Origin of the sequence: Ruegeria marina, from assembly GCF_900101475.1 — a bacterium.
GTDB classification, from domain to species: Bacteria; Pseudomonadota; Alphaproteobacteria; order Rhodobacterales; family Rhodobacteraceae; genus Ruegeria_B; species Ruegeria_B marina.
Window position 1 is genome coordinate 59,992 of the sequence record NZ_FMZV01000016.1, and the last position, 26,033, is coordinate 86,024.

The window sequence follows — 26,033 nt, forward strand, 5'->3', positions numbered from 1 at the left end:
AAATCAGGCCGCGAGGCTGTCGATTTGCGCCTGGGCGGTGCCAAGGGCCTCTTCGGGGGCGATTGCCATCCGGTCGGCGGCAACGATGGCGACATCGGAAATGCCGACGAAACCAAGAACATGTTGCACATAGCGCGTGGCAAAGTCGATCTCGGATCCGACTGGCGTTCCGCCCGAGGCCACTGCAAGGATGGCCCTTTTGCCCGAAAGCAGGCCGCGGGGTCCGTTCTCGGAATAGGCGAAGGTGACACCCGCGCGCGCGATAAGGTCGATCCAGGCCTTGAACGCGGCGGGAACCGAAAAGTTGTAGATCGGCAATCCGATCACGATGGTGTCGGCGTCTTTCAACTCCTGAACCAACTGATCCGAAAGCGCGAGTGTCTGGCGCTGCTCCTCGGTGCGGGCATCCGTAGCGGTAAAGTTCGCGCTGACCCAGGCTTCGGTCAGCAAGGGCAGCGGCGTGGCAAGGTCGCGACGGATGATGCGGGCCGGATTGAGTCGCTGGACGATACCGTCCGACAACTCTCGGGTTGTCGACCCTTGGCGCCGCGCCGAGGCGTCGATGTGCAATACTGTCTGAGGCATGGGAACTCCTTCGATGCGATGATGCGATGGAGTGAAAATGGTCATTGCAAATTTGAACTCAACATTGGAAAAATCACATCTATTGTTGACTGATGCACAATAAGGGCGGGTTCCAAATGGACAACTGGGACGAAGTTCGCACCGCTTTCCAGGTGGCGCGGATGGGGACGGTAAGCGGTGCGGCCGAGGTCTTGGGCGTGCATCATGCCACGGTGATCCGCCATATCGACTCTCTCGAAGGCCGGCTGAACGTCAAGCTGTTCCAGCGACACGCGCGGGGATATACGCCGACAGAGGCCGGGCTGGACCTTCTGCGCGTGGCCCAGGCTACGGATGACCAGTTCAATCAGCTGGTCGGCCGGCTGAAAGGGATCGGGGATGATGTTTCGGGCGAACTGGTCCTGACCTCGCTGGAGGCGCTTGCGCCCCTGGTGGTCCCGGTGCTGGCCGCGTTTCAGCGCCAGCATCCGGGACTTGTCGTCCGGTACCTGACAGGAGCCCGGCTGTTCCGTCTGGAATACGGTGAGGCGCATGTCGCGATCCGTGCCGGGCGTGTACCGGATCAGCCGGACAATGTGGTTCAGCCCTTCGTGTCGCAGGAGATGGGCTTTTACGCCAGCGCGGATTATGTCGAGCGTTACGGCAGGCTGGATGGGGTCGAAGACATGAAAAACCATGTCTTTGTCGGCAGCGACGATGAAAACAGCCGCGCGCCCTTCCACATCTGGCTGAGACAGAATGCCCCGGCCGAGGCGATCGTGTTCCGCTGCTCGGACAATATTTCGGTCCAACAGGCCGTGCTTGCAGGAGCGGGGATCGGTTTTATCTCGCGCTGGGAAGCGGCGCAACATTCACAGTTGGTCGAGATGTTGCCGCCACTTGAGGAATGGGCAGGCAAGTTGTGGCTGGTAACGCATGTCGATTTGCACAGGACACCAAAGGTCCAGAGTTTCCTCAAGTTTCTGAAACAGGCGGCGCGTTCATGGTCGGCCTGAGCCCGGAGGGACGCGGGCATCTTGCGATGCTGTGCTTCTCGGCATTGGTGGCGGGCAGTTTCTCCCTGGGTTCACTGGTCGCCAACGAGATCGCCCCGGCGGCCCTGAACGCGGCGCGGTTCGCCGTTGCCGCACTCGTGATCGGCGCCGTTGTCGCTGTCACGGGCGGAGTGCCGCGCAGCGCGCTGCGCGCACCTTGGAGGTATTTTGTCCTGGGTGGGCTTTTCGCCACCTATTTCGTGATGATGTTCGCAGGGTTGAAAACCGCGCCGCCGGTCAGTGCGGCGGCGGTCTTTACCCTGACACCGATCCTGTCGGCCATTGCCGGATGGCTCCTGTTGAAACAGGTTACAACTGCCCGGATGGCGCTGGCCCTTGCGATTGGCGGAATCGGGGCGCTCTGGGTGATCTTCCGGGCCGACTGGTCCGCCTTCCGCGCGTTCGAGATCGGGCGGGGCGAGATCATCTATTTCTGGGGATGCATCGCGCATGCGGTCTATACGCCGATGGTCCGCAGGCTGAACCGGGGCGAACCGGCGGTTGTCTTTACCCTGGGCACGCTGCTGGCCGGCTGCGTGGTCCTGACAGTCTACGGCTGGGCGGATATCCGCACGACCGATTGGGTTAATCTGCCCGGTATCGTTTGGGTCGGACTTCTCTATGTCGCGATCTGCGCCAGTGCGATGACCTTTGTCCTGCTGCAATATGCATCGCTACGGCTGCCATCGGCCAAGGTGATGGCCTACACCTACCTGACGCCTACCTGGGTCATATTCTGGGAGATCGCCCTGGGCAATGGCGTTCCGTCCGGTCTGATTCTGGTAGGGGTTACGCTGACGGTGACAGCTCTGGTGATCCTGTTGAAACCCGAAGACCGTCATCAGCCCTTCACGCAAGCGCAGTAGCAGGAACCGATGCAAAAAGATATCTCGCTGACCGTTGATTTCCCCGCAGTTCCCGACGCGCTTCTGCTGGCGCCCGTCGGGCTGTCCACGCCGCAATCCGCACCAGTCTCCGTCGATACCCAAGGGGCGGCACAGAGAATGGTCGCGGACCCGCGGTCGGCGCAACATGCGCTGGTACTTACACCGGCGGAGGCGCAGATTCGCCTGGCATGGTCCTATGTCCTGGGCGGCGCCGATTACTGCGAAGCGATGTTTCAGCCGCGCAACAGCCGGTATACGCGTGCGGCAGCCAAGCTTGCCGACGAAGCACGGGAGTTTGCGCACCGCAGCGTAAAGGATATTGCCGATCATGTCGCCGCGCTGTTTGCCTATGGTCACCCCGAAACCCGGTTTTATGACGCGGAGGACGAAATCCCGCAGCTATGTTCCATGACCGAAGGCTCGTGCGTGGATATCAACGCCTATTTCATCGCGTTCTGCCGGGCCGCCGGGATCGAGGCCGGCTACATTACCGGCTATTTCATTCCCGAAGAAAAACGTACGCATTGCGCCGACATGCATTGCTGGGTCGTGACGCGCGGACCGCAGGGTGTACAGGAATGGGATATCGCGCATCATCTGAAGATGGGAACGCGCGATATTCGCCCCGGCCTGAACCCGAAGCCGGGGGTGCGGGTCGCGATGGCGCATTCCATGGGGCTGGAATTTCCGTCGCTTGGCCTGCGCGATCTCAAGCTGATCGGCGAGCCGATGTGGTTGTTTCCCGATGGCAGTTGGGCACGACCGGAAATGACGATCACGCTTCGGGGCTATGATCGCCTGGCGCAGTGTTGAATTCGCTTTCCAGAAACCTTTCGAACGCATCGAGGTTCACGGGTTCGAACTGGCCGAATCCCTGCATCCAGACGCTGGCACCGCGCAGGGCATCGGGTTCCAGCTTGCACCATTTTACCCGACCGCGTTTCTCCTGGCTGATCAGCCCGGCGCGGGTCAGGATGGCGAGGTGTTTCGAGATGGCGGCCAGGGACATCTCGAAGGGTTCGGCAACGTCGGTCACGGCCATGTCATCCTCGAGCAGCATGGCGAGGATGGTGCGCCGGGTGGGGTCGGCGAGGGCGGCAAAGACGTCATCGAGCGGATCGGACATGTTTCGCCAGAACCATATGGTGAAACGATCGTCAACCATTTGGTTGAATATGCTTCATCCGGCCATTTGGCGCTAACGGCGCCTGCGACCCGAGCGCGCGCCTTGTCGCGCCATTGAAAAAAATATTGGAAAACAACAACATGATCCAGTTCTGAGGGTTGCCATTGCAGCGTTGACTCTGTGACCGTTGCCCCTTAGCAGAGTGCCAAGACTGCGTGGGGGTTCTGCCCGTGACCGAAGACGACCAAAAGCAGCGGCTGACGCAGCTGGAGGCGCGGATCGCGGCGGCCAAGAAGGCCGAAAGCAAGGGCGAGAAACGCGCGGATGCAAGCCATGCCCAGGGCGAGTTGGCCTGGCGCATGGTGATCGAGATGGTATCCGGTCTGGGGATCGGGTTTGGCATCGGGTACGGGCTGGACAGCCTGTTCGGGACGATCCCGATCTTCCTGGTGCTGTTCACATTGCTGGGTCTTGCCGCCGGGGTGAATGTAATGCTCCGCAGCGCGCGTGAAATCCAGGCGAAGACAGAGGCCGAAGCCGCAAAGGCAAAGGCCGAGAGAGACGAGAGGGACTAGACGTGGCAAGCGAAGCACAGGCCGCAGACAAGGCAGCAGAGGGTGGTAGCCTGGTCTTCCACCCGATGGATCAGTTCATCGTCAAGCCGCTGTTCGGCGACGGCGCGGTGGGCATGTTCACCATCACCAACTCGACCCTGTGGATGGGTCTCGCGGTGCTGGCGATCATCGGCCTGATGGTGCTCAGCACCTCGCGCCGCGCCATCGTTCCGGGCCGGATGCAGTCGATCGCGGAACTGGCCTATGGCTTCATCTACAAGATGGTCGAGGACATCTGCGGCAAGGACGGGGTGAAGTACTTCCCCTATGTCATGACGCTTTTCATGTTCATCGTGACCGCCAACTTCCTGGGCCTGCTGCCCAAGTCCTTTACCACCACCTCGCATTTCGCGGTGACCGTGGTACTGGCGCTGGCGGTGTTCCTGACCGTCACCATCCTGGGTTTTGTCAAGAACGGTGCCGGCTTCCTGAGCCTGTTCTGGGTGTCGAGCGCACCGCTGGCGCTGCGCCCGGTTCTGGCGATCATCGAACTGATTTCCTACTTCGTGCGCCCCGTCAGCCACTCCATCCGTCTTGCCGGTAACGTCATGGCAGGTCACGCGGTGATCAAGGTTTTCGCAGGTTTCGCTGCCATTGCCGCGATCAGCCCGGTTTCGGTTCTGGCGATCACCGCGATGTACGGTCTCGAGGTGCTGGTGGCCTTCATCCAGGCCTATGTGTTCACCATCCTGACCTGCGTGTACCTCAAGGACGCGCTGCACCCGCATCACTAATCGCAGCGGCGGGTTGAATCCGCCCTGTGCTCCAAACACCCTGACATTCAACTTCCAATCGTAAGGAGACTCATCATGGAAGGCGATCTCGCACATATCGGCGCAGGCCTGGCAGCAATCGGTTCCGGCGCAGCCGCAATCGGTGTGGGCAACGTGGCCGGCAACTTCCTGGCCGGCGCCCTGCGCAACCCCTCGGCCGCCGCGTCGCAAACCGCGACCCTGTTCATCGGCATCGCATTCGCAGAAGCCCTGGGGATCTTCGCGTTCCTCGTCGCTCTGCTGCTGATGTTCGCCGTCTAATTCGCGGAACCTGATCCTTACGCGCGGATGGGCCCAAGCCATAGCGGCCCATCCGTTGTAAAGACTACGTTCCGACGGAGGACAACATGGCGACTGAACATACCGGAGCTGTCAGCATCTGCGTCGATTCCCATGGCTCTGCCATCGGTATGCCGCAGCTCTGTTTCGACTGGTTCCCGAACCAGATCTTCTGGCTTGTCATCACGCTGGTCGTCGTCTTTCTGGTCCTGTCGCGCGTGGCCCTGCCGCGTATTGCGGCAATCCTGGCCGAACGGCAGGGGACCATCACAAACGACCTCGCCGCTGCCGAAGACCTGAAGGCCAAGGCGCTTGCGGCGGAAGAAGCCTATACCAAGGCGCTGGCCGAAGCCCGTGCCGAGGCTCAGCGTATCGCCGGCGAAGCGCGTGCAGAGATTCAGGCGGAATTGAACGACGCCATCGCCAAGGCGGATGCCGAGATCGCTGCCAAGGCGGCCGAGTCGGAAAAGGCCATTGGCGAAATCCGTGCCGGTGCCCTGCAAAGCATCGAAGCGGTTGCCAAGGACACCGCGGGCGCGCTGGTCAGTGTGCTGGGCGGTCAGGCCGATGACGCAACCGTGGCTGGCGCCGTCGAAGCCCGGATGAAAGGATAAGAGACATGCGTAACATTCTCGCCTTTGTCCTGACCGCAGGCTTCGCAAGCCCGGCGCTTGCCGCAAGCGGCCCGTTCTTTTCTCTGAAGAACACCGATTTCGTGGTGACCATCGCGTTCCTCGTCTTCGTCGCGGTTCTGTTCTACTTCAAGGTTCCGTCGATGATCGGCGGGGCGCTGGACAAGCGGGCCGAAGGCATCAAGTCGGACCTGGAAGAAGCCCGCAAGTTGCGGGAAGAGGCACAGGCCCTGCTGGCGTCGTACGAGCGCAAGCAGAAGGAAGTCCAGGGGCAGGCCAGCGCCATTGTCGCTGCTGCCAAGGAAGAAGCGACACGCGCCGCCGAACAGGCCAAGGTGGATCTTGAATCCTCGATTGCCCGCCGGTTGGCGGCCGCTCAGGATCAGATCGCTTCGGCCGAGGCTGCCGCCATCCGGGATGTGCGCGACCGCGCCATTGCCGTGGCCGTCGCCGCGGCCGGCGATGTCATCGCCAAGCAGATGACCGCAGCCGAAGCCAACAAGCTGATCGAGTCCTCGATCGCAGACGTCGACGCCAAGCTTCACTGATCGTATCCACAATCAATCAGCATTAAACCCGGCTTTCAAAGCCGGGTTTTTTCGTGCCAGGCCGAAGGTTCCACAACGGTCAGACCCGAGCGTTTTCATGCTCCAGGCGCTGCCGGGCGATTGCCTCGTTCTTTTCGGCCTTTTTCTGATCGGCAAGACAGATCTCGACAAAGCTCAGATGCGCCTCGACTGCGGCGCGGGCCCCTGCCGGGTCTCGTTCCTGCAATGCGTCGTTGATGGCGCGGTGCTGATCCAGGATCGCCTCTCGCGTGGTGCGCTGGTGGAACATGATCTGGCGGTTGTAGAACACGCCCTGACGGAGCAGATCGAACATCGACCGCAGCATGTGCAGCATGACCACGTTGTGGCTGGCCTCGATGATTGCCATGTGAAACTCGGCGTCCAGCCTGGCTTCCTCATCCCCCTTGCTGCGCTTGTGGGCCTCGACCATCTTGTCGAAAATAGCCTGGATCACCTTCAGATCGCTTTCGGAACCCAGCCGCGCCGCGCGTTCTGCGGCCAGCCCCTCTATGTCGCGGCGGAACGACAGATAGTCGAACATCGCCTCGTCATGAGCGGCGAAGAGACGCGTCAGCGCAGGCGAGAAAGCATTGCCCAGCACTTCGGCGACGAAGATCCCGGAACCTGCCTTGCTGGTCAGGAGCCCCTGGTTCTGCAATTCGGCCACGGCATCGCGCAGCGACGGGCGCGAAACCCCCAACCGTTCGGCAAGATCGCGTTCGGCGGGCAGACGCTCGCCCGGCCGCAGGATCCCGCGCAGGATCAGCTGTTCGATCTGGCGGACCACCGAAGTGGAAAGTTTCTCGGACTGGACTTTTTGAAACGGCATTTTCCGCGAATGTCCCTTGATCGTTGGTCCAAAACATATTGTCGGGTGCAGATCGGCGCAAGTTCACGTCTGCTGTAATAATGGTCAGAATTATTGACTTTGTTTTGGCCCCGCTTACGGTCGCGCGACATGGAGTATCCGTCATGACCCTGGAACAGATATTCGCAACCCGCGCAGCGAGGTTGAAGGCATCCGAAATACGCGAGTTGCTGAAGTTGCTCGACCAGCCGGATATCCTGTCCTTTGCAGGGGGCATTCCCGATCCGTCGCTGTTTCCTGCCGAAGCCTTTGCACAAGCCTTTGCCGAAGCGTTGACGCCGTCGCGGCAAGCTCAGGCTCTGCAATATTCGATCAGCGAAGGCTATCTGCCCCTGCGGCGCTGGTTGGCCGCGCACATGGGCACTCTTGGCGTGCCCTGCGGGACGGACAACATCCTGATCACCTCCGGCTCGCAACAGGCTCTGGATTACCTTGGCAAGCTCTTTCTTTCGCCCGGCGATACGGCTCTTGTCGGTTGGCCGACTTACCTGGGCGCACTGGCGGCGTTCAATGCCTATGAACCCGAGTATGACCGTTTGCGGATCGGTTCCAACCGGTCGGCCGCAGATTACATGGCGCAGGCAGAGGTTGCCGGCGGGCGGGTGAAGATGGCCTATCTCTCCGCCGACTTCGCCAACCCGACCGGCGAAACCGTGGATCGGGCAGGGCGGGAACAACTGCTGGATCAGGCCGAGGCGATGGATTGCGCGGTGATCGAGGATGCCGCCTATCAGGCATTGAGATATGACGGCGATCCTGTGCCGCCGATCCTGGCGCTGGAAATCGCGCGCAAGGGCTCGGTCGAGGCATGCCGGACGATCTATTGCGGGTCGTTTTCCAAGACCTTGTCGCCGGGGCTGCGGGTCGGGTGGGTGGTCGCATCCCAGGCGGTGATCCGGCAACTGGTGCTGATGAAACAGGCGGCCGATCTGCATTCATCAAGCATCAACCAGATCGCCATTCATTCGGTTGCTGAACGATTGTTCGACAGTCACGTCGCAAGCCTGCGCGCGGTCTATCAGCGCCGTCGCGACGCGATGCTGGATGGGCTGGCGCGCCACATGCCGGACGGTGTGACCTGGACCCGGCCCGAAGGCGGTATGTTCGTCTGGCTGACCCTGCCAACCGGGCTGGATGGCGCGGACTTGCTGGCCCGTTCGCTGGAGACGGTCAAGGTCGCCTTTGTGCCGGGCAGGGCTTTCTTTGCCGACGGGTCCGGGGCGAACAGTCTGCGCCTCAGTTTCTCCTGCGCCTCCGAAAGCATGATCGAGGACGGGATGAAACGGCTCGGCGCGCTTCTGCGGGATGCGCAAGCGGGACGCTGACAAGCGTTTGTTAACCGAACCCGTGCCAGCTTGCGGCATGGTCCGGTTTGTCTTCATTCTGTTTCTGTTGGCTGCATGTGCTCCGCCGGGTCGCGAGTTTCGTGGCCTGCCGGCCACGCGCGTTGACGTCGGCGGCAGCCTGTTCGATGTCCGGGTACGCGGCAACCTTGCCGAGGCAATCCGCCTGAACCCGCAGTATGCCCCCCGTTTTGGTCCGATCCGTGACCGGGCCGGATTTGCGATGGCGCAAGTCTCGGGCTGCGAGGTCGAGGGCGTGCTGGGCGATCAGGCGGTGGCTCTGGGGGTGTTGGACTGCGGCGCGCGCCCCGGCATCTGGGCTTTGCCGGCCGCTGCGCTGCGGTTCGATTGCGTTGAAATCGATCAATTGGCCAACGAGGGGCTGAAAACCCCCTATGTCGACTTTGAATGCACACCTTTTTAGGCGCAGAACCGCCAGATGTTGTGGATAACCTTCGGGATTCATCCAGATGCAGGGGTGCGGCGTTGACAGAGGGCAACTTGCACAGGCAGTCTGTTCCGACACAGGAATCACGAAAGCCAGCCCTTGCGTTTTACCCGGCTCAAACTGAACGGCTTCAAGAGCTTCGTAGACCCGACCGATCTGATCATCGCGGACGGGCTGACAGGTGTTGTCGGTCCGAACGGATGCGGCAAATCCAACCTGCTGGAGGCGCTGCGCTGGGTGATGGGGGAAAACCGTCCCAAGGCAATGCGCGGCGGCGGCATGGAGGACGTGATCTTTGCCGGAGCCGCGTCACGGCCCGCCCGCAACTTTGCCGAAGTCACGCTGCTGATGGACAATTCCGAGAGGCTGGCGCCTTCGGGATTTAACGACTCGGACCAGCTTGAGATCGTGCGCCGTATCACCCGCGATGTGGGGAGCGCCTACAAGGCGAATGGCAAGGATGTGCGCGCGCGCGACATCCAGATCCTCTTTGCCGACGCTTCCACCGGGGCACATTCGCCGGCCTTGGTCCGGCAGGGCCAGATCGCCGAGCTGATCAACGCGAAGCCCACCGCGCGGCGGCGCATCCTGGAAGAGGCGGCCGGCATCTCGGGTCTCTACCAGCGCCGGCACGAGGCCGAGTTGAAGCTGAAGGCGACGGAAACCAACCTGACCCGTGTTGACGACGTTCTGGAACAATTGGGCGCGCAGCTGGCGCAATTGGCCCGGCAGGCCCGGCAGGCGGCGCGGTATCGCGAGATTGGCGAACAGCTGCGCCACGCCGAGGGTCTGCTGCTCTACCGCCGTTGGAGCGATGCCGAAGACGCGCGGGCCAAGTCCGAAGAGGTGCTGCGGCACCGGGTTCTTGACGCTTCGCGCGCCGAGGCAGCCGCCCGGCAGGCCGAAGCCGTACGCGCCCGCAGCGAAGAGGCCTTGCCCCCCCTGCGCGAGGAAGAGGCGATAGCGGGTGCGGTGCTGCAACGGCTTGCAGTTCAACGGGACGCGCTGAGCGACCAGGAGCAGCGCGCGCGCCAGCAGATCGAGACCCTGACCGCGCGGATTGCTCAACTGGGACGGGACATCGACCGGGAAACGGGTCTCAATCGGGATGCGGGTGAAACGATCGAGCGGCTGGAATGGGAAGCGCGGGAACTGGCGAAGGCAAGCGAAGGTCAGGCCGACCGGCTTGCCGAGGCTGCGGAGCTGGCTCGTGAGGCCGCGGCCGTGTTGCAGGAGCGTGAGAGCCATCTGAGCCAGGTGACCGAGGACATGGCCCGGCTCGCGGCCCGCCACCAGTCGGCGCAACGTCTTGTCGAGGATAGCCGAAAGACATTGGCGCGGTCGGAGGCGGAAGAAGCGCGCGCCCGTGACGCCGTGCAAGAGGCGCGCAACGCTCTGGAGCGGGCCGGCGAGGCACATGAAGCCGCCGAGACTGCCGCCGAAGAGGCGAGTGAGGCCGCCGAGACCGCCGAGGAGGCGCTTGCCGCCGCCGATGAATTGCGCGGCGACACTCAGGCGCGCGAGGCCGAGGCGCGGGCGCAGATGTCCGAGGCAGAAGGCGAATTGGGGGCAATCCGCGCCGAGACCGGGGCGCTGGCCAAACTGGTGGAACGCGACACTGCCGAGGCGGGGCATGTGCTTGACCTGATGCAGGTCGAGCCGGGATATGAAAAGGCGCTCGGCGCAGCGCTGGCCGATGACCTGCGCGCACCTCTGGTCGAGGAGGAAGGGCCCTCGGGTTGGCTGCAATTGCCGGATTATGCCACGGGTCAGCCGCTGCCGGACGGTGCGGAACCTCTGGCGCTGCACGTATCCGGCCCTGATCGCCTTAGCCGCCGGATCGCGCAGATCGGACTGGTCGATGCCCAGACCGGAGCGCAGTTGCAATCCGAACTGAAGCCCGGCCAACGGCTTGTCAGCCGCGAGGGTGATCTGTGGCGCTGGGACGGGTACCGCGCATGGGCGCAGGATGCGCCAAGCGCGGCGGCAATGCGGTTGGAGCAACTGAACCGTCTGGAAGCTTTGAAACAGGAACTGGCCCGGGTCAGCGCGCGTGCCGAAGGTGCCCGAGCGGCGCATGAGCGTTTGTTGCAGAGATTGCGCGAAGTGACCGAAGCGGACCGGCAGGCGCGCGAGGCCCGTCGCGCTGCCGACCAGCGCATGGCAGAAGCCGCCCGTGCGCTCAGCCGGGCAGAGGCCGAGCGCAATCTGGCGCAGGGGCGGCTGGAAACTCTGGGCCTTGCTGTCACGCGGCACAAGGAAGACGCGATGGCTGCGCGCGCGCAGTTGCGCGAGGCCGAGGTGGCGCTCGCCGACCTGGGTGATCTCGACACGGCCCGCGCCTCGGTCGAGGATATCCGCCACACGGTCGAGGCGGCGCGGATAACCATGCTGACCCGCCGTTCCTCGCATGACGAGGTGAGGCGCGAGGGCGAGGCCCGGACACGGCGGGCACAGGAGGTCACCAAAGACCTGAGCGGCTGGCGGCATCGTCTGGAAACCGCCGGGAAACGGATCGCGGAACTTGCCGATCGCAAGGCGGACTCCGAAGAGGAACTGGCCGAAGCGATGCAGGTCCCGGGCGAGATTGCCGAGGCGCGCGAGGAACTTGGCGAGCAGATCGAGATCGCGGAGGCACGCCGGGCCGAGGCCGCTGACCGGCTGGCCGCCGGCGAAACCGCGCATCGCGAGGCGGCCCTTGCCGAGCGCGAAGCGGCGCGGCTCGCCTCGGAAGCGCGCGAGGCACGTGCCGCGGCCGAAGCGCGGGCCGAGGCCGCACGGGAGACGGTTTCCGCGGTCGCCGAACGGATCGCCGAAGAACAGCAGGTGACGCCCAACCAGCTGTTGGCGCGGCTTGACGCCGATCCCTCCCAGATCCCGCATACCGACACGCTGGAGGCCGAGGTCAACCGCCACAAGCGCCAGCGCGACGCCATGGGCGCGGTCAACTTGCGCGCCGAAGAGGATGCCCGCGAGGTGCAGGAGGAATTTGACTCCCTGTCCAGGGAAAAGGGCGACCTGGAAGAGGCAGTCAAGACCCTGCGCAGCGGTATCGCCAGCCTCAACCGCGAGGGGCGCGAACGGTTGCTGACCGCCTTTGAACAGGTCAATTCGAACTTTGCGATGCTGTTCCGGCACCTTTTTGGCGGCGGCGAGGCCAATCTGGTCATGGTCGAAAGCGACGACCCGCTGGATGCGGGGCTGGAAATCATGTGCCAGCCGCCGGGCAAGAAACTGTCGACCCTGTCGCTGCTGTCGGGCGGCGAGCAGACGCTGACAGCCATGGCCTTGATCTTTGCCGTGTTTCTGGCCAATCCGGCGCCGATCTGTGTGCTCGACGAGGTCGACGCGCCGCTGGACGATGCCAACGTGACCCGGTTCTGCGACCTGCTGGACGAGATGTGCCGCCAGACCGATACCAGGTTTCTGATCATCACGCACCATGCTGTCACCATGGCGCGGATGGACCGGTTGTTCGGCGTGACCATGCAGGAGAAAGGTGTCAGCCAACTGGTCTCGGTCGACCTGAAGAAGGCCGAGACGCTGGTCGCCTGACCGTTCACCGCAACGTGACCTAGGCAAGCCGGGTCAGTGAACTAGAGTAACGACATGTTCGTCTCACGTCTTGCGGCGCTTTTGTCGTGTGTTGCCCTGTCCGGAATCGCCTGCGCCGAAACATGGCGTCTGAAGGAAGGTGACGTGCCGCTTCCGCCTGCGGAGTTGCAGGCGCTGGCCGGACGCACGCTGACCTTTTATGACGGCGGGCGCTCGACCTATTCGGCGGGAGGGTCGTATTCCTATACGTTTTCCGCGGCCAATGGCGGTGGCACCGCGTTCGGGCTCTATTCGATTGCCGAGGATGGCAGTGTCTGTACCACATTCCGCAACGGGTTCAGCCGTTGCGATCTGTATGTGCGCAACGGTCAGCGGTTGATCCTGATCGACGAAAAAGGAGATCGGTACCCGGTCAGGCCCGATTGAGATTTCGTTCAGGTTTCAGGGAGGTTTGGCAAGGTTCCCGTCTTGCGGGACTTCCGGCCATTCCAGTGGCGTCAAAGCCTCTCCAGCAACTCCATCGTTGGCCAGGCATCGGCGGGCAGGCCCAGCCGGGCCTGTTCGGCCTGTACCGCCGTCCGTGTGCCGGCGCCCAGAATGCCGTCGATCTGGCCCACATCATGGCCGCGGGCCTGCAGCTTGCGTTGCAGTGCTTTCATGGCATCGCCTTCAAGACCGTTTTCGGGATTGCCGGCCTGATAGACCGGTGCTCCTTCCAGCCGGGTGCCAAAGTATGCTGCCGTCAATACGTAGACAAAGCTCTGGTTCCATTCGAAATAGACATCGAAATTCGGATAGGCGAGAAAGGCCGGCCCCTTGCGCCCCTGGGGCAGGATCAGCGAGGCGGGCAGATCGGCCAGCGGCCCATGCAGCGGCACAACCCCCATCGACTGCCATTCGGCAATCGGGCGGGGCTTGCCCGGGCCGCTTTGTGACCAGTCCATGTCCGAAGGCACCCGTACCTCGGCCAGCCAGGGTTCGTTCGGACGCCAGCCCAACTGTGATAGCATCCGGGCCCCCGACATCAGCGCATCGGGGGCCGAGGTCTTGAGGGTCACGTGGCCGTCGCCATCGCCATCGACGCCGTTTTCAAGGATATCGCGCGGCAGCATCTGCACCATGCCGATCTCGCCCGCCCAGGCGCCGGTGGTGCGGGCGGGGTCGAAATCGCCTTGTTTGTAAAGCTCTATTGCAGCGAATATCTGTGGCCGGAACAGTTCGGGTCGCCGGCAGTCATGCGCCAGCGTCACCAGCGCGTTGCGGGTGTTGAAATCGCCCTGAAAGCCGCCGTAGTCGGTCTCGAATGCCCAGAAGGCCAGCAACACCCCGCGCGAAACGCCGTATTCCCTGTCGATCCGGTCGAATACCGCATCGTATTTGCGCGACATGGCAATGCCCGTGTCCATCCGGTTCCTGGAAATCAGCCGGCGCGAGAATTCGACAAAGGGTTTCTGAAAAACGCCCTGGGCCCGGTCGGCCTTGAGCACTTTTGCATCCTGCGCCACACCATTGAAAAACGCATCCACCGTTGCAGGATCGTGGCCGAGCGAAATGGCCTCATCCTTGAGGCCCTGAACGAACCCTGAAAAGTTTCCTCCGCACTGCGAGAGCGCCGGGGTGGCCAGCGCGATCCCGGTCAGAATTGAAAAAAGAAAACGCATTTTGCCCTGTTGTTGCTGATCTCAATCTGATCAGAAGATCAACATCACTGCCAGACAGGTCAAGACCAGACCCAATGCAAGTGTCCAGACCTGCCAAAGCAGACCGACCGCGCGTTCGATCTCTCGCGCGCCGATATCCTTGCGGCCATTCTCGTTGACCCAGGCCAGGTACCTGATCTGGCCGTGATAGCTGCGGGGGCCCGCAAGGGCGATGCCAAGCGCGCGGGCCATGGCGGCCTCGGGCCAGCCGGCATTGGGCGAGATGTGACGCTCGGCATCCTCGATGATACCGCGCCACTGGGACCAGCTGTTGGACAGGGTCACGATCATCAGGCAGGTCAGTCGTGCCGGGATCAGGTTGAGCAGATCGTCCAGCTTGGCCGCCGCCCAGCCGAATTGCAGGTAACGCTCGTTCATGTAGCCGATCATGCTGTCGGCGGTGTTGATGGTCTTGTAGAGCAACAGCCCCGGCAGTCCGCCGACCAGAAACCAGAAGGCGGGTGCGATGACCCCGTCGCTGAGGTTTTCAGCGGCACTTTCGATGGCGGACCGGGCCACCTGGGCCTCGGTCATCGCGGCGGTATCCCGCGAGACGATGCGGGCGACGCTGCGGCGCGCTTCGGGCAGCGACAGACGCAGAGCGTCGGCCACATCGGACACATGGGTGGCCAGCGACTTCTGCGCCAGCAGCACCGCGCAGACCAGAACCTCGGCCACCGGCCCAAGCAAGGACAGCAGCGCGCCGATGGACAAGGCGCCGAGGCCAAGGATCGTGGTCACGGCGATGCCCTTGAGCCTTTTGTGCGTCCCCTCGTTCAGCTCCTGATCCAGGGTCGAGATGATGTTTCCGATCAGCACGGCGGGATGCCGGACCCGCGACCACAGCCATTCAGGTTCGCCGAAAGCAGCATCGAGCAGCATGGCAAAACCGAGCAGCATCGCAGTCGTCATAGTGCGGACTCTAGCTGGTGCCAGCCATCGGCCGGTGGCAATCCGAGACGAAGGAACGTCTCCGAATAGGGAAAGATCCGGCTCCAGACATGGGCGCGTGCCAGCCGCTCTTGCCAGCGTGCCGCGTCATCGACCCGGTAGAGCCGGAACAGGCTGGTGCCACCGACGACCGCGGCGCCGTGCGATGTCATCAGGGCATCGAGCCGCTGCGCGTCCAGAGCCAGCCGGGACCGGGTGGTTTCGGCCCAGGCGGTATCATCCAGGGCGCGGGCGCCGATGCGCAGAGCCGGCCCCGACACCGCCCACGGTCCGGTCATGTCGTTGAGCCGGGAGATGATATCCGGTCGGGCGACGGCAAAGCCCAGCCTGAGACCGGCAAGGCCCCAGAATTTGCCAAAGCTCTTGAGAACGACGGTTCCCGGCCGTTCGGCCAGTTGGATCATCGTCGCTTCGGGGGTGACGTCGCAGAAGCTCTCGTCGATCACGCAGAGCGCGGCATCGGCGTCGGCTTCGCTCCAGAGACGGCCGTTGGGGTTGTTGGGGTGAACGATGACCCGCGCCTCTGCTTCCGGGTCATCCGTGACCTGCCAGCCATGGGCGGCAAAAGCCGCGGCATGTTCGTTATATGTCGGGGTCGTGATACGTACCCGCCCCGGTGCCATCAGCGCAGGGATGCGCGCGATCAAAGCCGAGGCACCAGGTGCGGGCAGTATTGCTGCCCCGTCCGGAACGCCCCAGAACCTGCGGGCCGCCGCAGAAAGTTCTGCAAATGCGCCCTGATCCGGCAGTGCGGCCCAATCATTCGGTTCCAGCTTTCCGATGGGGTAGGGGACCGGGTTGATTCCCGTCGACAGATCGATCCAGTCATTGCGCTCGCCGCCAAACCGCTGGATGGCGTGATCCACCCCGCCGCCATGATCGCGGTTGGCCCGAGGGTCGGTCAGGGCCTCCATGTCTCGCAATGATAGGGCGATATCGGATGTCATTCTGCAACAAGTCCCGGCTTCACATCCTGCTTCAAACGGATTTCGAAAAAAATCACAAGATCACAGTACGCTTTCCTTGCCGGCCGCTCGGATGTTAACACTTTGTAAAAGTTTTGGTCGGATCACGGTGTTTGGGGACGGCACCAGTTATGACACCAGAAAACGTGCCAGGTTCGCTGTTATGAACGTCTTGATTGTTGAAAGTAAGCCGGAGCTGGGCCAGCTTTGGCAGCGCCACCTGCAAAGGCAAGGGGCGGAGGTCGCATTGGTCCATTCGCAAGAGGACGCCATTCTGGCGCTGTACCGGGCCGATTTCGAAATCATCGTGCTCGACCTCGTCCTGGAGCAGGGCAGCGCATTGGCCGTCGCCGATTTCGCCAGCTACCGTCAGCCCGAGGCCCGCGTGATTTTTGTTACCAATACAACCTTCTTTTCGGACGGTTCGATCTTTGCGCACAGCCCCAACGCCTGTGCCTATGTGCATGGGGAAACCCCACCCGAAGATCTGGTCGCGATGGTCCAGCACTATGCCGCGGTGCGCTGATCCCGCCGGTGCGGTTCATGGTAGTCCAGCACAGGATTGATCGGAATGATCCGGTGCGGATTGATGGTTTCGTGGCTGAAATGATAATGCCGTACGATGTGGTCCATACTCACCGTCCGCGCCACGCCGGGCCACTGGTACAATTCGCGGGTGTAGGCCCACAGGTTTGGATAGTCGATCACGCGCCGGCGGTTGCATTTGAAGTGCAGATGATAGACCGGGTCGAAGCGGATCAGCGTTGTGAACAGACGCCAGTCGGCCTCGGTCAGGCGATCACCCATCAGGTAGCGGTTGTGTGAAAGGCGTTTCTCCAACCAGTCCAGCGAATCGAACAGCGGGTGGACTGCCGCGTCGTATGCTGCCTGAGTCGTGGCGAATCCGCATTTGTAGACGCCATTGTTGACGGTGTCGTAGACCCGTGTGTTGATCTCTTCGATCTCGTCCCGCATGGACCTGGGCCAATAGTCGTCGCTGTTGCCGGTGATCCCGTCAAAGGCAGAATTGAACATACGGATGATTTCGGAGCTCTCGTTCGACACGATGGTCTGACGTTCCGTGTCCCAGAGGACCGGCACCGTGACCTTGCCGGTATAGCTGGTGTTCGCACGGGTATAGAGCTGGTGCAAGAATTCAAGATCATAGAGCCGGTCGCCGGTGGCGCCCTCCCAATCGGCGACAAAGGACCAACCCTGGTCCAGCATGTCGGGATGTACCACCGAGACACCGATGTGATCTTTCAAGCACTTGATTTCTCGGAATATAAGCGTCCTGTGCGCCCAAGGGCAGGCAAGGCTGACATAAAGGTGATACCGTCCCGAGGCGGCAGCAAATCCGCCTGTTCCGGTTGGTCCGGGCGTGCCGTCATGGGTGATCCAGTTGCGGAAACCGGCTTCCGTCCGTCGGAACGCTCCGTCAGTGGATTTGGTATCATCCCAAACATCGTGCCAAATGCCGTCAACCAGTCGTCCCATCTCCGCCTCCGATCCAACCGCCTTGCAAGTTACGTCCGGCAACCGGGATTGGCCATGCAACGGACGCGCATGAGGTCTGCGTTGATGCACATCCGCCAACGCGCCATGGCAACTCGAAACGGAAAACGAGGTGCCGACGGTGAAAACTTTGTTTGATTTTTACTTTTTGCAGGTCACCCTCGCTGTGTATGCAAGGAGGATCGTATGAGCACTTATGTGTCCAAGGAGGTCAGCGAAGGAATGGCCCAAGCCCGCATAGCGGGTCTCAGGAAGATGAGCCGCCTGCGTGTCGAACGGGATGGGATGCTCTATACCGTGCTGCGCCTCTGGCGCGATGGTTTCGCAGTGGAAGCCGCCGCGACGCCCCCCTTGCGCGGGCTGGTCGATATCTACGAAGGTTCGAACCTGCTTTATCAATGTCTCATTGTCGCCTCGGGCGAGACCGATGGCGAGATGGTCTATGAATTCAAGCGGCACACATTGGCCACGGATCGCGCACCACTCGATTTCGAGCGTGCCGCCGATGCCCCTGTCGGCCTGATCGGCAAAGGTTGACGGCTTCGATACAGCAGCGTTTCGTGACCCGGAGCGTCACTGCAAGTCGCCGAATGCCCGGTTTAGCCGCTCGACGGCGTCTTCGATTCGTGCTCGTTGGGTGCCCAGGTTGAATCGCAGGTAATTCTCTCCCCCAGTTCCGAAGGTGGTGCCGTGGTTCACCGCGATGCGCGCCCCTTGTTCAACCCGTGCCGTGAATTCGGCCCGATCCATCCCGGTGCCCGAGAAATCCACCCAGGCGAGATAGGTCGCCTCGAGCGGCATCGAGCGCAGACTGGGTATGGCCCCGATGGCGCTGTCGAAAAGGCGGCGGTTCTCGTCCAGGTAGGCCAGAAGGCCATCGGCCCATTCCGCGCCTTCCGGAGAATAGGCGGCCATCGTCGCCATCTGGCCGGTCGAGTTGGGCGCCAGGGACAATGCCGCCATCCGCTTGCCAAAGCGGCCGCGCAGCTCGGGATCGGGGATGATAACCTGTCCGGTATGCAGGCCCGCGATGTTGAATGTCTTGGATGGTGCGGTCAGCATCAACAGCCGGTCGATGATGTCGGGCGCCGCGTTCGGCATCGGGATATGGGAATGGCCCGGATAGACGATGTCGTGATGGATCTCATCCGACAACAGCAGCAGGTCATGCCGCTTGGCGAAATCGGCCACGGCGCGCAATTCGTCCCGTGTCCAGACCCGGCCACCGGGATTATGCGGCGAGCAGAGGATCACCATCTTTTCCGTGCCGGTCATCTGCGCGTCGTAGGTGGCGAAATCCATCTCGTACCGGCCGTCGTTGTTGACCATCTCGCATTCCACCACCTGCCGGCCCGCATTGCGGATCACTTTGGCAAAGGCGTGATAGACTGGGGTGAACAGCACGATCCCGTCGCCCGGCTGGGTGAAAGTGTCGAGGCACATGCCGACCCCGTTGACCAGGCCGGTAGTGGTAAAGATCGCCTCGGGCGCGACATCCCAGTCGTGGCGGCTGCGCATCCACCAGCGGATCGCGTCGGTATAGGGCTTGTCATAATTGACATAGCCAAGGACGCCATGCTCCGTCATCTCGCGCAGTTTTGCCAGCACATGATCGGGTGCGCGGAAATCCATGTCTGCGACCCACATGGCCAGACCGTCCTCGGCCGGAACGCCATAGACGGGCTCCATCATGTCCCATTTTGTGCAAAAGGTTCCGTGGCGGTCGATCTGGTCGTCAAAACTCATCTGGGTCTCCGGGGTCATTCGTGGGCACGACGCTAGCCGGTTTGCCGCTGTGCGCAAGGGGCGTTGCAGCAGGGCGGGCAATCGCCTAAATCAAGACCATGAAACGTCCTATTCTCATCCATCCCGATCCGCGCCTGAAAAAGGTCTGCGCGCCAGTGGCCGATATCTCGGACGATCTGCGCCAGCTGGCCGACGACATGCTGGAAACCATGTATGACGCGCCGGGCATCGGGCTGGCCGCGCCGCAGATCGGTGTGCTCGAGCGGTTGATCGTGCTGGATTGCGTCAAGGAGGAGGGTGCCGCTGCCCGCCCCCTGGTGATGTTCAACCCGCGCATCCTGGCGGCCTCGGACGAAACCAATGTCTACGAGGAAGGCTGCCTGTCGATCCCGGAGCAATATGCCGAGGTGACCCGTCCCAGGGTGGTGGATGTCGAATGGATCGACCGCGACGGCAAGGTGCGGAGCGAAACCTTCGACGGGCTCTGGGCCACCTGCGTGCAGCACGAGATCGACCATCTCGATGGCAAGCTGTTCATCGACTATCTCAAGCCGCTCAAACGCCAGATGATCACCCGCAAGATGCAGAAACTGAAGCGCGAGCGGGCGCGGTTGTGAGCATCCTGCAGATCCTGACCTGGCCCGATGAGCGCCTTTCGCAGCGTTGCGCGCCCGTAGAGGGGATCGTGCCGGACGATCTGATCCGGGACATGTTCGACACCATGTATGCCGCCAAGGGGCGCGGGCTGGCCGCGCCACAGGTGGGGGTGATGCAGCGGTTCTTTGTCATGGATGTCGGGTGGAAGGAAGCCACGCCCAGTCCGATGGTGATGATCAACCCGGTGATCATGGCCGCCGAGCGAGTGCCGGTCGAGATGGAAGAGGTCTGTTTGTCGATCCCCGGCCTCTCGGTCCCGGTGTCCCGGCCCAAGGCCGTGACCGTCCAATGGACCGCGCCCGAGGGCGACATCCACATGGCCGATTTCGACGGGTTCGAGGCGCGCTGCATCCAGCATGAATTCGATCATCTGAACGGGGTCATCTCGCTCGACCATCTGGACGAGCCGTCCCGCATCGCCTGCCTGACCGCCTATGAGAAAGCCCGCCCATGACTGTCCGCCGCTGTCTGTCATGGCCTGACAAGCACCTGCGCACGCGCGCCGCCGAGGTGAGCGAGATCACCGACGAGATACGCGCGATCTGGGACGACATGATCGACACGATGGAGGCGATGCCGGGCGTTGGCCTTGCCGCGCCGCAGATCGGGGTGATGCTGCGGCTGGCCGTGGTCGACGGTTCGTCCGAACGCGGCCGCGCAGTGCGCCTTGCCAACCCCGAGATCCTGCATGCCTCGGTCGAGTTGCGGGAACATGAAGAGGCGAGCCCCAACCTGCCCGGTGTCTCGGCCAAATTGAAACGCCCCCGCGCGGTGACCGTGCGGTTTCTGAACGAGAACGGCCAGATCGACCGGCGCGATTTTGTCGGCGTCGAGGCGACCAGCGTTCAGCACCAGATCGACCATCTGAACGGGCGGATGTATTTCGATAACCTCAGCAAGGTGAAACGCGACATGCTGTTGCGCAAGGCGCGCAAGATGGGGGGCTGAGCCCATGCGCGTCGTGTTCATGGGGACCCCCGATTTTTCGGTTCCGGTGCTTGATGCATTGGTGCGTGCTGGCCATGAGGTCGCCGCAGTCTATTGCCAGCCGCCGCGCCCGGCGGGACGAGGAAAGAAGGACCGCCCGACACCCGTACATGCCCGGGCCGAGGAACTGGGGCTTGAGGTGCGCCACCCGGTCTCGCTGAAAGGGGCCGAGGCGCAGGCGGATTTCGCCGCGCTGGGTGCCGATGTGGCGGTGGTGGTGGCCTATGGCCTGATCCTGCCGCAACCGGTGCTGGACGCGCCGCGTCATGGCTGTCTGAACATTCACGCAAGCCTGTTGCCCCGCTGGCGCGGGGCTGCGCCGATTCACCGGGCGATCATGGCGGGCGATGCCGAGACCGGTATCTGCATCATGCAGATGGAGGCGGGGCTCGATACCGGCCCGGTGTTGCTTAGGGCCGCGACGCCGATCGGGGCCGAGGAAACCACCGGCGCGCTGCATGACCGGCTTTCGGCCATGGGGGCCGAACTGATCATCGAAGCTCTGGCGCGCCTGCCCGAACTCACCCCCGAACCGCAGCCCGAAGCCGGCGTCACCTACGCCGCCAAGATCGACAAGGCCGAGGCGCGGGTGGACTGGACCCGCCCCGCCGCCGAGATCGACCGGCAGATCCGGGGCCTGTCGCCTTTTCCCGGCGCCTGGACCGAAATCGAGGGCGAGCGGGTAAAGCTCCTCGCCTCGCGTCAGGCCGAAGGACAGGGGGCGCCCGGCGAGGTGCTGGACGGCGCATTGACGGTGGCATGTGGAACCGGCGCGGTCACACTCACCCGCTTGCAACGGGCGGGCAAGGCGGCGCAGGATGCCGATATCTTCCTGCGCGGCTGGCCCGTGCCAAGGGGAACCCGCCTGTAGAGAGAGGTTGCGCATGTTCATGGTTCTGATGGGAACGGTGGTGATCGCCGGGATCGTCGGTTATATTTCCGAGAAATCGGGGTTCACCCATAACGGCTATCTGCAATCCATCATCATCTGCGTCGGTGGGGCGTTCCTGTTCTATTTCGTGCGGATCATGTTCGGAATCGGTTTCGGTTCGCCGGGGATGAATGCCATCGTCTCGTCAATCGGGGCGCTGATCATCGTGCCTTTCCACTGGAGGAAGTGACATGAATATCGTCGCGCTTATCATCATCGGGGCCGCCGCCGGATTCCTGGCGACGCGGCTGATGCGGGTCGAGGCCGATATTCCCACAACCATGCTGATCGGCATCATCGGCGCGCTGCTCGGGGGGCTTGTCCTGCGGACGCTTCTGACAATGATGGGCTGGCTGTCGGGCTTTGTCGGCGCGGTGCTGGGCGCGCTGCTGGTGGTCTGGCTCTGGCAGACCTATCTGCGGCGGCGCTGAGGAGCGCGGTATTTCGCAAGGCTCTGCCTCGTACGCCCGAGAATTTTCGGCAGACTGAAAGGCCGGTCTTCGCGCCTGTCTGTCAGCGCGGGCGAGGTGGGCGGCTCTTGTAGACCGGCAGACGCCAGCCAAAGACCAACGATCCCGCGCGCAGGCTCCAGCAGCAGAGCGCGCAAAGCCCCAGCGCCGGCAAGGTGGCAAGCCCCAACCCGGTCGCGACAACGGCTGCGACAGCACCGGCCAATGCGCAGGAGACATAAAGTTCGCCCTGTTTGAGGACCAGAGGCACCTCGTTGCACACGACGTCGCGCATCAGTCCGCCCAGGCAACCGGTCGTCATCCCCATCAACACCACGATAACCGAGGGTTGTTCTTGCGCCAGTGCGACACCGGTCCCTGCGGCTACTGCGACGGAAAGCGCGAAACTGTCGAGCCAGATCAGAAGGTTGTACCGGCTTTCGACCAGGTGAGCGGTGAAAAAGACGATCGCCGCCGCCGCAGAGGCGATCAGGATTTAAGCCGGCTGACCCACCCAGAATACCGGATCACGGCCCAGCAGGAGATCGCGCACGGTACCGCCGCCCACAGCCGTCAGGCAGGCGATAAAGGCAAATCCCACAAGGTCAAGCTGCGCCCGGCTGGCGACCAAGGCGCCGGTGAGGGCAAAGACCAGCACCGAGGCGTAGTCCAGCACCGTCAGCGCGCTCATGACCTTGGCTTTGCCGGTTTGAACGGTTTCATCCCCTCGCGCGCCAGTTCGTCGGCCCGCTCGTTTTCGGGATGGCCCGCATGCCCCTTGACCCATTTCCAGGTGACGTCATGGCGGGCTTGCGCGGCATCCAGGCGTTGCCACAGCTCGACATTCTTGACCGGCTTGCGGTCGGCGGTTCTCCAGCCGTTCCGCTTCCAGCCGAAGATCCAGCCGGTGACACCGTTCTTCACATAGGCGCTGTCGGTGACGACGGTGATGGTTGACGGTCGCTCCAGTGTTTCCAGCGCATTGATCGCGGCCAGCAATTCCATCCGGTTGTTGGTGGTCTCGGCCTCGCCGCCGTTCAGTTCGCGTTCCTTCAGGATGGTATCCCCGTCAACCGCACGCAGCAGCACGCCCCAGCCGCCCGGGCCGGGATTGCCGGAACAGGCGCCGTCGGTATAAGCAAAGAGTTCAGGCACGGGCGCGTACCGCGATCCAGTCCGACACGGTGCCGTCCAGTCCGGGACCGGAGCCGAAGGACCGCTGCAAAATGGCAAATCCGGCGTCCTGCATCAGCGTCTCCAATTCATCGCCCGAATAATAACTGTAGAACCGGCCGATTGCATCGCGCGCTTCTCCGGTCCCGAGTTTCAGGGCGATATGAAAAAGCCCGCCGGGTTTCAAGGCCCTGCGGATGGCGACGAGATGTTCGGGAAATGCCTGACGCGGGGCATGAAGCAGGCTGAAATTGGCCCAGACGCCGTCGTATTCGGCCAACTCGGCGATCTCGTCAAAGGTTGCCAGACGGGCGTCTACTCCGGGGTGGCGGGCGGCCATGGCGACCATCTCGGCCGATGCATCCGTGGCGGTCACCTGAATTCCGGCCCGGGCCATCGCGGCAGCCGAGGTGCCAGGCCCGCAACCAAGGTCCAGCACATGGGCGTCTTGCGGCAGGGCTGCGAGAAAAGCCTCCAGTTCCGGGTCGGCGGCGTTGTAGCCATCCGTCATCGCCGCATAGTCGGTGGCCCGCCTGTCATAGACGCGAATGGTTTCGAGATCGCTCACAGAAAGACTCCCACGGACAGGCAGCAGACGACGACAAGGGTCAGCAGCAGGCGCAAGCGCATCCACCAGACCGGTGCGAGGCCCCAGGCGGCAAAGGCGGCATCAAGCATCAGGAGGCCGAGAAAGCCGAAAATCAGATTCACGGCTGCGCTTGTCGGCCCGCCACCCGTCATGAAGAAGGCCCAGAGTGCCGGGACAACTGACAGTACATAGACGGTAGTTGCCTTGCCGGTTTCGGCCCTTGTGGCAAAGCCCCAGAGAACGCCTGACATGAAGGCCAGAATGATCTGTCCATATGCGATCTGAACATAGGGGCCGATGAACCGGGGGCCGAGCATGCTGGCCCCCCAGGCCTGAAGCGCGGGACTCAGGTAGCTGGCGGCACCCCATATAAAAGGGATCAGCCCTGCGAGACCAAGCAGCAGCGGTGCGCGGGGGATACCGTTCATGCGTGCCTCGCCACGATCGGCATGGCTGCGCGAGCTTCAAGCACATGATCATTCGTTCGAGAAAAGCGCATGGGTTTGACCGTGTTGCGTTTGTGAGCGAGGCGGGCTGTCATACCGCGCAGCCTATCCACGTTCCTTGCCGCTTGGAAGCGCGGTTTCGATGGAGCGCAGTCTGTGCCAACATCGGGTCAGCACCGGCGGCGCGAGTTCATGCCGGTTGTCGCAGGACCCTTGGGACCTTGAATTCGACATGTTCAACCGCAGTTTCGACCACCTCTACTGTCACGTCGTACCGGTCGCGAAAGGCGTCGATCACTTCGTTGACCAGCAGTTCCGGGGCTGATGCGCCTGCGCTGATCGCGACCGAACGTATGCCGTCCAGCGCGCGCCAGTCGATGTCGCCGGACCGTTGTACCAGTTGCGCATAGCCGCAGCCTGCCTTTGCCGCCACTTCGACCAGTCGGCGCGAATTCGATGAATTCGGGGCACCGACCACAAGCAGGGCGTCGGCCATCGGGGACACGGCCTTGACGGCCTCCTGCCGGTTTGTGGTGGCGTAACAGATGTCTTCCTTGTGCGGACTGACGATGGCCGGGAACCGGGCCTGCAGGGCCGCGATGATATCCTTGGTGTCATCGACCGACAGGGTCGTCTGGGTGACAAAGGCCAGCCGCTCGGGGTCGCGCACCAAGACATCGGCGACGTCGGCCACGGTTTCGACCAGCAGAACTTCTCCTTCAGGCAATTGCCCCATCGTGCCGATGGTTTCGGGATGGCCACGGTGGCCGATCATGATGATCTGCAGTCCGTTCTCGGCATGGCGCTCGGCCTCGATATGGACCTTGGACACCAGAGGACAGGTGGCATCGACATAGACCATCTGCCGCCGTTCGGCCTCGGCCGGGACGGACTTGGGCACGCCATGGGCGGAAAAGATCACCGGACGGTCTGTGGGGCACTCATCCAACTCTTCGACGAACACGGCGCCCTTGGCGCGCAACCCGTCGACCACGAACTTGTTGTGCACGATCTCGTGCCGCACATAGACCGGTGCCCCCCATTTCTCGAGGGCCATTTCGACGATCTTGATGGCGCGGTCGACGCCGGCACAAAACCCGCGCGGCGCTGCCAGATATAGGGTCAGGGGCGGTTTGGTCATGCCGGCATCTCCTTGGTAGCGCAGTGGTAAGGTTTTGCAACGCCAAGGTCCAGCCCGCGCCTTGTGTCAC

At 62.7% G+C, this 26,033-nt stretch carries 32 protein-coding genes and 1 pseudogene; 20 read left to right on the forward strand and 13 right to left on the reverse strand.

Annotation, left to right across the window (positions count from 1 at the left end; genetic code table 11):
- Window positions 1–3: 3 nt before the first annotated feature.
- Window positions 4–585, reverse strand: a complete 582-nt coding sequence (locus BLT75_RS18780) for an FMN-dependent NADH-azoreductase (RefSeq protein WP_093035500.1) — start codon at window positions 583–585, stop codon at window positions 4–6.
- A gap of 116 nt (window positions 586–701) precedes the next feature.
- Here BLT75_RS18780 and BLT75_RS18785 point away from each other — a divergent pair, with 116 nt between their 5' ends.
- The 3 genes from BLT75_RS18785 to BLT75_RS18795 are packed head-to-tail and all read left to right on the forward strand — an operon-like array spanning window position 702 to window position 3,319.
- Window positions 702–1,580: a LysR family transcriptional regulator gene (locus tag BLT75_RS18785; RefSeq protein WP_093035736.1), complete on the forward strand. Its 879-nt coding sequence runs from the start codon at window positions 702–704 to the stop codon at window positions 1,578–1,580.
- Window positions 1,568–2,485, forward strand: coding sequence for a DMT family transporter (locus tag BLT75_RS18790; protein WP_425441150.1), 918 nt, complete (start codon window positions 1,568–1,570; stop codon window positions 2,483–2,485). The genes BLT75_RS18785 and BLT75_RS18790 overlap by 13 nt, the downstream gene beginning before the upstream one ends.
- A gap of 9 nt (window positions 2,486–2,494) precedes the next feature.
- Window positions 2,495–3,319 (forward strand): transglutaminase-like domain-containing protein, encoded by an 825-nt coding sequence (locus BLT75_RS18795; protein ID WP_093035503.1) that lies wholly within the window; start codon window positions 2,495–2,497, stop codon window positions 3,317–3,319.
- Here BLT75_RS18795 and BLT75_RS18800 read toward each other — a convergent pair.
- Window positions 3,282–3,632, reverse strand: coding sequence for an ArsR/SmtB family transcription factor (locus BLT75_RS18800; RefSeq protein ID WP_093035739.1), 351 nt, complete (start codon window positions 3,630–3,632; stop codon window positions 3,282–3,284). The two genes, BLT75_RS18795 and BLT75_RS18800, sit on opposite strands and share 38 nt — an antisense overlap.
- A 230-nt stretch (window positions 3,633–3,862) precedes the next feature.
- On the opposite strand from BLT75_RS18800, the gene BLT75_RS18805 reads away from it, so the two are divergent.
- From BLT75_RS18805 to BLT75_RS18825, 5 genes are all read left to right on the forward strand, one after another.
- Window positions 3,863–4,207: an AtpZ/AtpI family protein gene (locus BLT75_RS18805; protein ID WP_093035742.1), complete on the forward strand. Its 345-nt coding sequence runs from the start codon at window positions 3,863–3,865 to the stop codon at window positions 4,205–4,207.
- A gap of 65 nt (window positions 4,208–4,272) precedes the next feature.
- Window positions 4,273–4,980 (forward strand): F0F1 ATP synthase subunit A, encoded by a 708-nt coding sequence (locus BLT75_RS18810; RefSeq protein WP_093035506.1) that lies wholly within the window; start codon window positions 4,273–4,275, stop codon window positions 4,978–4,980.
- A 75-nt stretch (window positions 4,981–5,055) separates the two neighbouring features.
- Window positions 5,056–5,280, forward strand: coding sequence for a F0F1 ATP synthase subunit C (locus BLT75_RS18815; protein WP_011048925.1), 225 nt, complete (start codon window positions 5,056–5,058; stop codon window positions 5,278–5,280).
- A gap of 86 nt (window positions 5,281–5,366) precedes the next feature.
- Entirely contained in the window at window positions 5,367–5,912 is a 546-nt protein-coding gene (locus tag BLT75_RS18820; RefSeq protein WP_093035509.1) for a F0F1 ATP synthase subunit B', read from the forward strand.
- Window positions 5,913–5,917: 5 nt separating this feature from the next.
- Window positions 5,918–6,478: a F0F1 ATP synthase subunit B gene (locus BLT75_RS18825; protein ID WP_093035512.1), complete on the forward strand. Its 561-nt coding sequence runs from the start codon at window positions 5,918–5,920 to the stop codon at window positions 6,476–6,478.
- Window positions 6,479–6,557: 79 nt separating this feature from the next.
- On the opposite strand, the gene BLT75_RS18830 is transcribed toward BLT75_RS18825, so the two are convergent.
- Window positions 6,558–7,328, reverse strand: a complete 771-nt coding sequence (locus BLT75_RS18830) for a FadR/GntR family transcriptional regulator (RefSeq protein ID WP_093035515.1) — start codon at window positions 7,326–7,328, stop codon at window positions 6,558–6,560.
- Between the two features lie 143 nt (window positions 7,329–7,471).
- On the opposite strand from BLT75_RS18830, the gene BLT75_RS18835 reads away from it, so the two are divergent.
- The 4 genes from BLT75_RS18835 (at window position 7,472) to BLT75_RS18850 (ending at window position 13,139) form a co-directional block, all read left to right on the forward strand.
- Window positions 7,472–8,692 (forward strand): aminotransferase-like domain-containing protein, encoded by a 1,221-nt coding sequence (locus BLT75_RS18835; RefSeq protein ID WP_093035518.1) that lies wholly within the window; start codon window positions 7,472–7,474, stop codon window positions 8,690–8,692.
- A 37-nt stretch (window positions 8,693–8,729) separates the two neighbouring features.
- On the forward strand, window positions 8,730–9,134 hold the full coding sequence (locus BLT75_RS18840) for a hypothetical protein (RefSeq protein WP_245706582.1): 405 nt from the start codon (window positions 8,730–8,732) through the stop codon (window positions 9,132–9,134).
- Window positions 9,135–9,257: 123 nt separating this feature from the next.
- Window positions 9,258–12,713, forward strand: coding sequence for a chromosome segregation SMC family protein (locus BLT75_RS18845; protein WP_093035524.1), 3,456 nt, complete (start codon window positions 9,258–9,260; stop codon window positions 12,711–12,713).
- Between the two features lie 54 nt (window positions 12,714–12,767).
- Window positions 12,768–13,139, forward strand: coding sequence for a hypothetical protein (locus BLT75_RS18850; protein WP_093035528.1), 372 nt, complete (start codon window positions 12,768–12,770; stop codon window positions 13,137–13,139).
- A 71-nt stretch (window positions 13,140–13,210) separates the two neighbouring features.
- On the opposite strand, the gene BLT75_RS18855 is transcribed toward BLT75_RS18850, so the two are convergent.
- The 3 genes from BLT75_RS18855 to cobD are packed head-to-tail and all read right to left on the reverse strand — an operon-like array spanning window position 13,211 to window position 16,278.
- Window positions 13,211–14,374 (reverse strand): lytic murein transglycosylase, encoded by a 1,164-nt coding sequence (locus tag BLT75_RS18855; protein ID WP_093035531.1) that lies wholly within the window; start codon window positions 14,372–14,374, stop codon window positions 13,211–13,213.
- A 30-nt stretch (window positions 14,375–14,404) separates the two neighbouring features.
- A complete protein-coding gene (gene cbiB / locus BLT75_RS18860) occupies window positions 14,405–15,325 on the reverse strand; it encodes an adenosylcobinamide-phosphate synthase CbiB (protein ID WP_093035534.1) in 921 nt (306 codons plus the stop codon).
- On the reverse strand, window positions 15,322–16,278 hold the full coding sequence (cobD, locus tag BLT75_RS18865) for a threonine-phosphate decarboxylase CobD (protein ID WP_245706584.1): 957 nt from the start codon (window positions 16,276–16,278) through the stop codon (window positions 15,322–15,324). Before cobD ends, cbiB begins: the two co-directional genes overlap by 4 nt.
- A 214-nt stretch (window positions 16,279–16,492) precedes the next feature.
- Between cobD and BLT75_RS18870 the strand changes: the two genes are divergently transcribed.
- On the forward strand, window positions 16,493–16,855 hold the full coding sequence (locus tag BLT75_RS18870) for a response regulator transcription factor (RefSeq protein ID WP_093035540.1): 363 nt from the start codon (window positions 16,493–16,495) through the stop codon (window positions 16,853–16,855).
- On the opposite strand, the gene BLT75_RS18875 is transcribed toward BLT75_RS18870, so the two are convergent.
- The gene (locus BLT75_RS18875) at window positions 16,837–17,826 is read right to left on the reverse strand and encodes a glutathione S-transferase family protein (protein ID WP_093035543.1); all 990 of its coding nucleotides are present in this window, start codon (window positions 17,824–17,826) and stop codon (window positions 16,837–16,839) included. The two genes, BLT75_RS18870 and BLT75_RS18875, sit on opposite strands and share 19 nt — an antisense overlap.
- A gap of 204 nt (window positions 17,827–18,030) precedes the next feature.
- Here BLT75_RS18875 and BLT75_RS18880 point away from each other — a divergent pair, with 204 nt between their 5' ends.
- On the forward strand, window positions 18,031–18,381 hold the full coding sequence (locus tag BLT75_RS18880; RefSeq protein WP_093035546.1) for a hypothetical protein: 351 nt from the start codon (window positions 18,031–18,033) through the stop codon (window positions 18,379–18,381).
- A gap of 36 nt (window positions 18,382–18,417) precedes the next feature.
- Here the strand turns inward: BLT75_RS18880 and BLT75_RS18885 are convergent, their stop codons facing one another.
- The gene (locus BLT75_RS18885; protein WP_093035745.1) at window positions 18,418–19,590 is read right to left on the reverse strand and encodes a MalY/PatB family protein; all 1,173 of its coding nucleotides are present in this window, start codon (window positions 19,588–19,590) and stop codon (window positions 18,418–18,420) included.
- A gap of 98 nt (window positions 19,591–19,688) precedes the next feature.
- Here BLT75_RS18885 and def (BLT75_RS18890) point away from each other — a divergent pair, with 98 nt between their 5' ends.
- The 6 genes from def (BLT75_RS18890) to BLT75_RS18915 are packed head-to-tail and all read left to right on the forward strand — an operon-like array spanning window position 19,689 to window position 22,596.
- Window positions 19,689–20,207, forward strand: coding sequence for a peptide deformylase (gene def / locus BLT75_RS18890; RefSeq protein ID WP_093035549.1), 519 nt, complete (start codon window positions 19,689–19,691; stop codon window positions 20,205–20,207).
- Entirely contained in the window at window positions 20,204–20,701 is a 498-nt protein-coding gene (def, locus tag BLT75_RS18895) for a peptide deformylase (protein WP_093035552.1), read from the forward strand. Before def (BLT75_RS18890) ends, def (BLT75_RS18895) begins: the two co-directional genes overlap by 4 nt.
- Window positions 20,698–21,195 carry a peptide deformylase gene (gene def / locus BLT75_RS18900; RefSeq protein WP_093035555.1) on the forward strand — a complete coding sequence of 166 codons (498 nt, stop codon included), beginning with the start codon at window positions 20,698–20,700 and terminating at the stop codon, window positions 21,193–21,195. The genes def (BLT75_RS18895) and def (BLT75_RS18900) overlap by 4 nt, the downstream gene beginning before the upstream one ends.
- A gap of 4 nt (window positions 21,196–21,199) precedes the next feature.
- Window positions 21,200–22,105, forward strand: a complete 906-nt coding sequence (fmt, locus tag BLT75_RS18905) for a methionyl-tRNA formyltransferase (RefSeq protein WP_093035558.1) — start codon at window positions 21,200–21,202, stop codon at window positions 22,103–22,105.
- Between the two features lie 13 nt (window positions 22,106–22,118).
- A complete protein-coding gene (locus tag BLT75_RS18910; protein WP_093035561.1) occupies window positions 22,119–22,355 on the forward strand; it encodes a hypothetical protein in 237 nt (78 codons plus the stop codon).
- A gap of 1 nt (window position 22,356) precedes the next feature.
- Complete coding sequence (locus BLT75_RS18915) at window positions 22,357–22,596, forward strand: GlsB/YeaQ/YmgE family stress response membrane protein (protein WP_093035564.1); 240 nt, start codon at window positions 22,357–22,359, stop codon at window positions 22,594–22,596.
- Window positions 22,597–22,678: 82 nt separating this feature from the next.
- On the opposite strand, the pseudogene BLT75_RS18920 reads toward BLT75_RS18915, so the two are convergent.
- The 5 genes and pseudogenes from BLT75_RS18920 to ispH form a co-directional block, all read right to left on the reverse strand.
- Window positions 22,679–23,305 (reverse strand): annotated as a pseudogene (locus BLT75_RS18920) (trimeric intracellular cation channel family protein).
- Complete coding sequence (rnhA, locus tag BLT75_RS18925; RefSeq protein ID WP_093035567.1) at window positions 23,302–23,769, reverse strand: ribonuclease HI; 468 nt, start codon at window positions 23,767–23,769, stop codon at window positions 23,302–23,304. Before rnhA ends, BLT75_RS18920 begins: the two are co-directional and overlap by 4 nt.
- Window positions 23,762–24,355 carry a class I SAM-dependent DNA methyltransferase gene (locus BLT75_RS18930; protein ID WP_093035570.1) on the reverse strand — a complete coding sequence of 198 codons (594 nt, stop codon included), beginning with the start codon at window positions 24,353–24,355 and terminating at the stop codon, window positions 23,762–23,764. The genes rnhA and BLT75_RS18930 overlap by 8 nt, the downstream gene beginning before the upstream one ends.
- Window positions 24,352–24,804, reverse strand: coding sequence for a DUF3429 domain-containing protein (locus BLT75_RS18935; RefSeq protein ID WP_093035573.1), 453 nt, complete (start codon window positions 24,802–24,804; stop codon window positions 24,352–24,354). The genes BLT75_RS18930 and BLT75_RS18935 overlap by 4 nt, the downstream gene beginning before the upstream one ends.
- A gap of 208 nt (window positions 24,805–25,012) precedes the next feature.
- Entirely contained in the window at window positions 25,013–25,963 is a 951-nt protein-coding gene (gene ispH / locus BLT75_RS18940) for a 4-hydroxy-3-methylbut-2-enyl diphosphate reductase (protein WP_093035576.1), read from the reverse strand.
- Window positions 25,964–26,033 lie beyond the last annotated feature (70 nt).

Bases quoted from the DNA above. Each gene is read 5' to 3' on its own strand.
- BLT75_RS18835 (WP_093035518.1), top strand. From the start codon at position 7,472: ATGACCCTGGAACAGATATTCGCAACCCGCGCAGCGAGGTTGAAGGCA.
- BLT75_RS18915 (WP_093035564.1), top strand. From the start codon at position 22,357: ATGAATATCGTCGCGCTTATCATCATCGGGGCCGCCGCCGGATTCCTG.
- BLT75_RS18875 (WP_093035543.1), bottom strand. From the start codon at position 17,826: ATGGGACGACTGGTTGACGGCATTTGGCACGATGTTTGGGATGATACC.
- BLT75_RS18800 (WP_093035739.1), bottom strand. From the start codon at position 3,632: ATGTCCGATCCGCTCGATGACGTCTTTGCCGCCCTCGCCGACCCCACC.
- BLT75_RS18880 (WP_093035546.1), top strand. From the start codon at position 18,031: ATGAGCACTTATGTGTCCAAGGAGGTCAGCGAAGGAATGGCCCAAGCC.
- BLT75_RS18935 (WP_093035573.1), bottom strand. From the start codon at position 24,804: ATGAACGGTATCCCCCGCGCACCGCTGCTGCTTGGTCTCGCAGGGCTG.
- BLT75_RS18780 (WP_093035500.1), bottom strand. From the start codon at position 585: ATGCCTCAGACAGTATTGCACATCGACGCCTCGGCGCGGCGCCAAGGG.
- BLT75_RS18795 (WP_093035503.1), top strand. From the start codon at position 2,495: ATGCAAAAAGATATCTCGCTGACCGTTGATTTCCCCGCAGTTCCCGAC.
- BLT75_RS18840 (WP_245706582.1), top strand. From the start codon at position 8,730: ATGGTCCGGTTTGTCTTCATTCTGTTTCTGTTGGCTGCATGTGCTCCG.
- BLT75_RS18825 (WP_093035512.1), top strand. From the start codon at position 5,918: ATGCGTAACATTCTCGCCTTTGTCCTGACCGCAGGCTTCGCAAGCCCG.
- cobD (WP_245706584.1), bottom strand. From the start codon at position 16,278: ATGGAGGCCCTGACCGACCCTCGGGCCAACCGCGATCATGGCGGCGGG.
- BLT75_RS18820 (WP_093035509.1), top strand. From the start codon at position 5,367: ATGGCGACTGAACATACCGGAGCTGTCAGCATCTGCGTCGATTCCCAT.
- BLT75_RS18830 (WP_093035515.1), bottom strand. From the start codon at position 7,328: ATGCCGTTTCAAAAAGTCCAGTCCGAGAAACTTTCCACTTCGGTGGTC.
- BLT75_RS18885 (WP_093035745.1), bottom strand. From the start codon at position 19,590: ATGAGTTTTGACGACCAGATCGACCGCCACGGAACCTTTTGCACAAAA.
- BLT75_RS18785 (WP_093035736.1), top strand. From the start codon at position 702: ATGGACAACTGGGACGAAGTTCGCACCGCTTTCCAGGTGGCGCGGATG.
- BLT75_RS18850 (WP_093035528.1), top strand. From the start codon at position 12,768: ATGTTCGTCTCACGTCTTGCGGCGCTTTTGTCGTGTGTTGCCCTGTCC.
- def (WP_093035549.1), top strand. From the start codon at position 19,689: ATGAAACGTCCTATTCTCATCCATCCCGATCCGCGCCTGAAAAAGGTC.
- ispH (WP_093035576.1), bottom strand. From the start codon at position 25,963: ATGACCAAACCGCCCCTGACCCTATATCTGGCAGCGCCGCGCGGGTTT.
- BLT75_RS18870 (WP_093035540.1), top strand. From the start codon at position 16,493: ATGAACGTCTTGATTGTTGAAAGTAAGCCGGAGCTGGGCCAGCTTTGG.
- cbiB (WP_093035534.1), bottom strand. From the start codon at position 15,325: ATGACGACTGCGATGCTGCTCGGTTTTGCCATGCTGCTCGATGCTGCT.
- BLT75_RS18810 (WP_093035506.1), top strand. From the start codon at position 4,273: ATGGATCAGTTCATCGTCAAGCCGCTGTTCGGCGACGGCGCGGTGGGC.
- BLT75_RS18790 (WP_425441150.1), top strand. From the start codon at position 1,568: ATGGTCGGCCTGAGCCCGGAGGGACGCGGGCATCTTGCGATGCTGTGC.
- BLT75_RS18815 (WP_011048925.1), top strand. From the start codon at position 5,056: ATGGAAGGCGATCTCGCACATATCGGCGCAGGCCTGGCAGCAATCGGT.
- def (WP_093035555.1), top strand. From the start codon at position 20,698: ATGACTGTCCGCCGCTGTCTGTCATGGCCTGACAAGCACCTGCGCACG.
- BLT75_RS18855 (WP_093035531.1), bottom strand. From the start codon at position 14,374: ATGCGTTTTCTTTTTTCAATTCTGACCGGGATCGCGCTGGCCACCCCG.
- BLT75_RS18910 (WP_093035561.1), top strand. From the start codon at position 22,119: ATGTTCATGGTTCTGATGGGAACGGTGGTGATCGCCGGGATCGTCGGT.
- fmt (WP_093035558.1), top strand. From the start codon at position 21,200: ATGCGCGTCGTGTTCATGGGGACCCCCGATTTTTCGGTTCCGGTGCTT.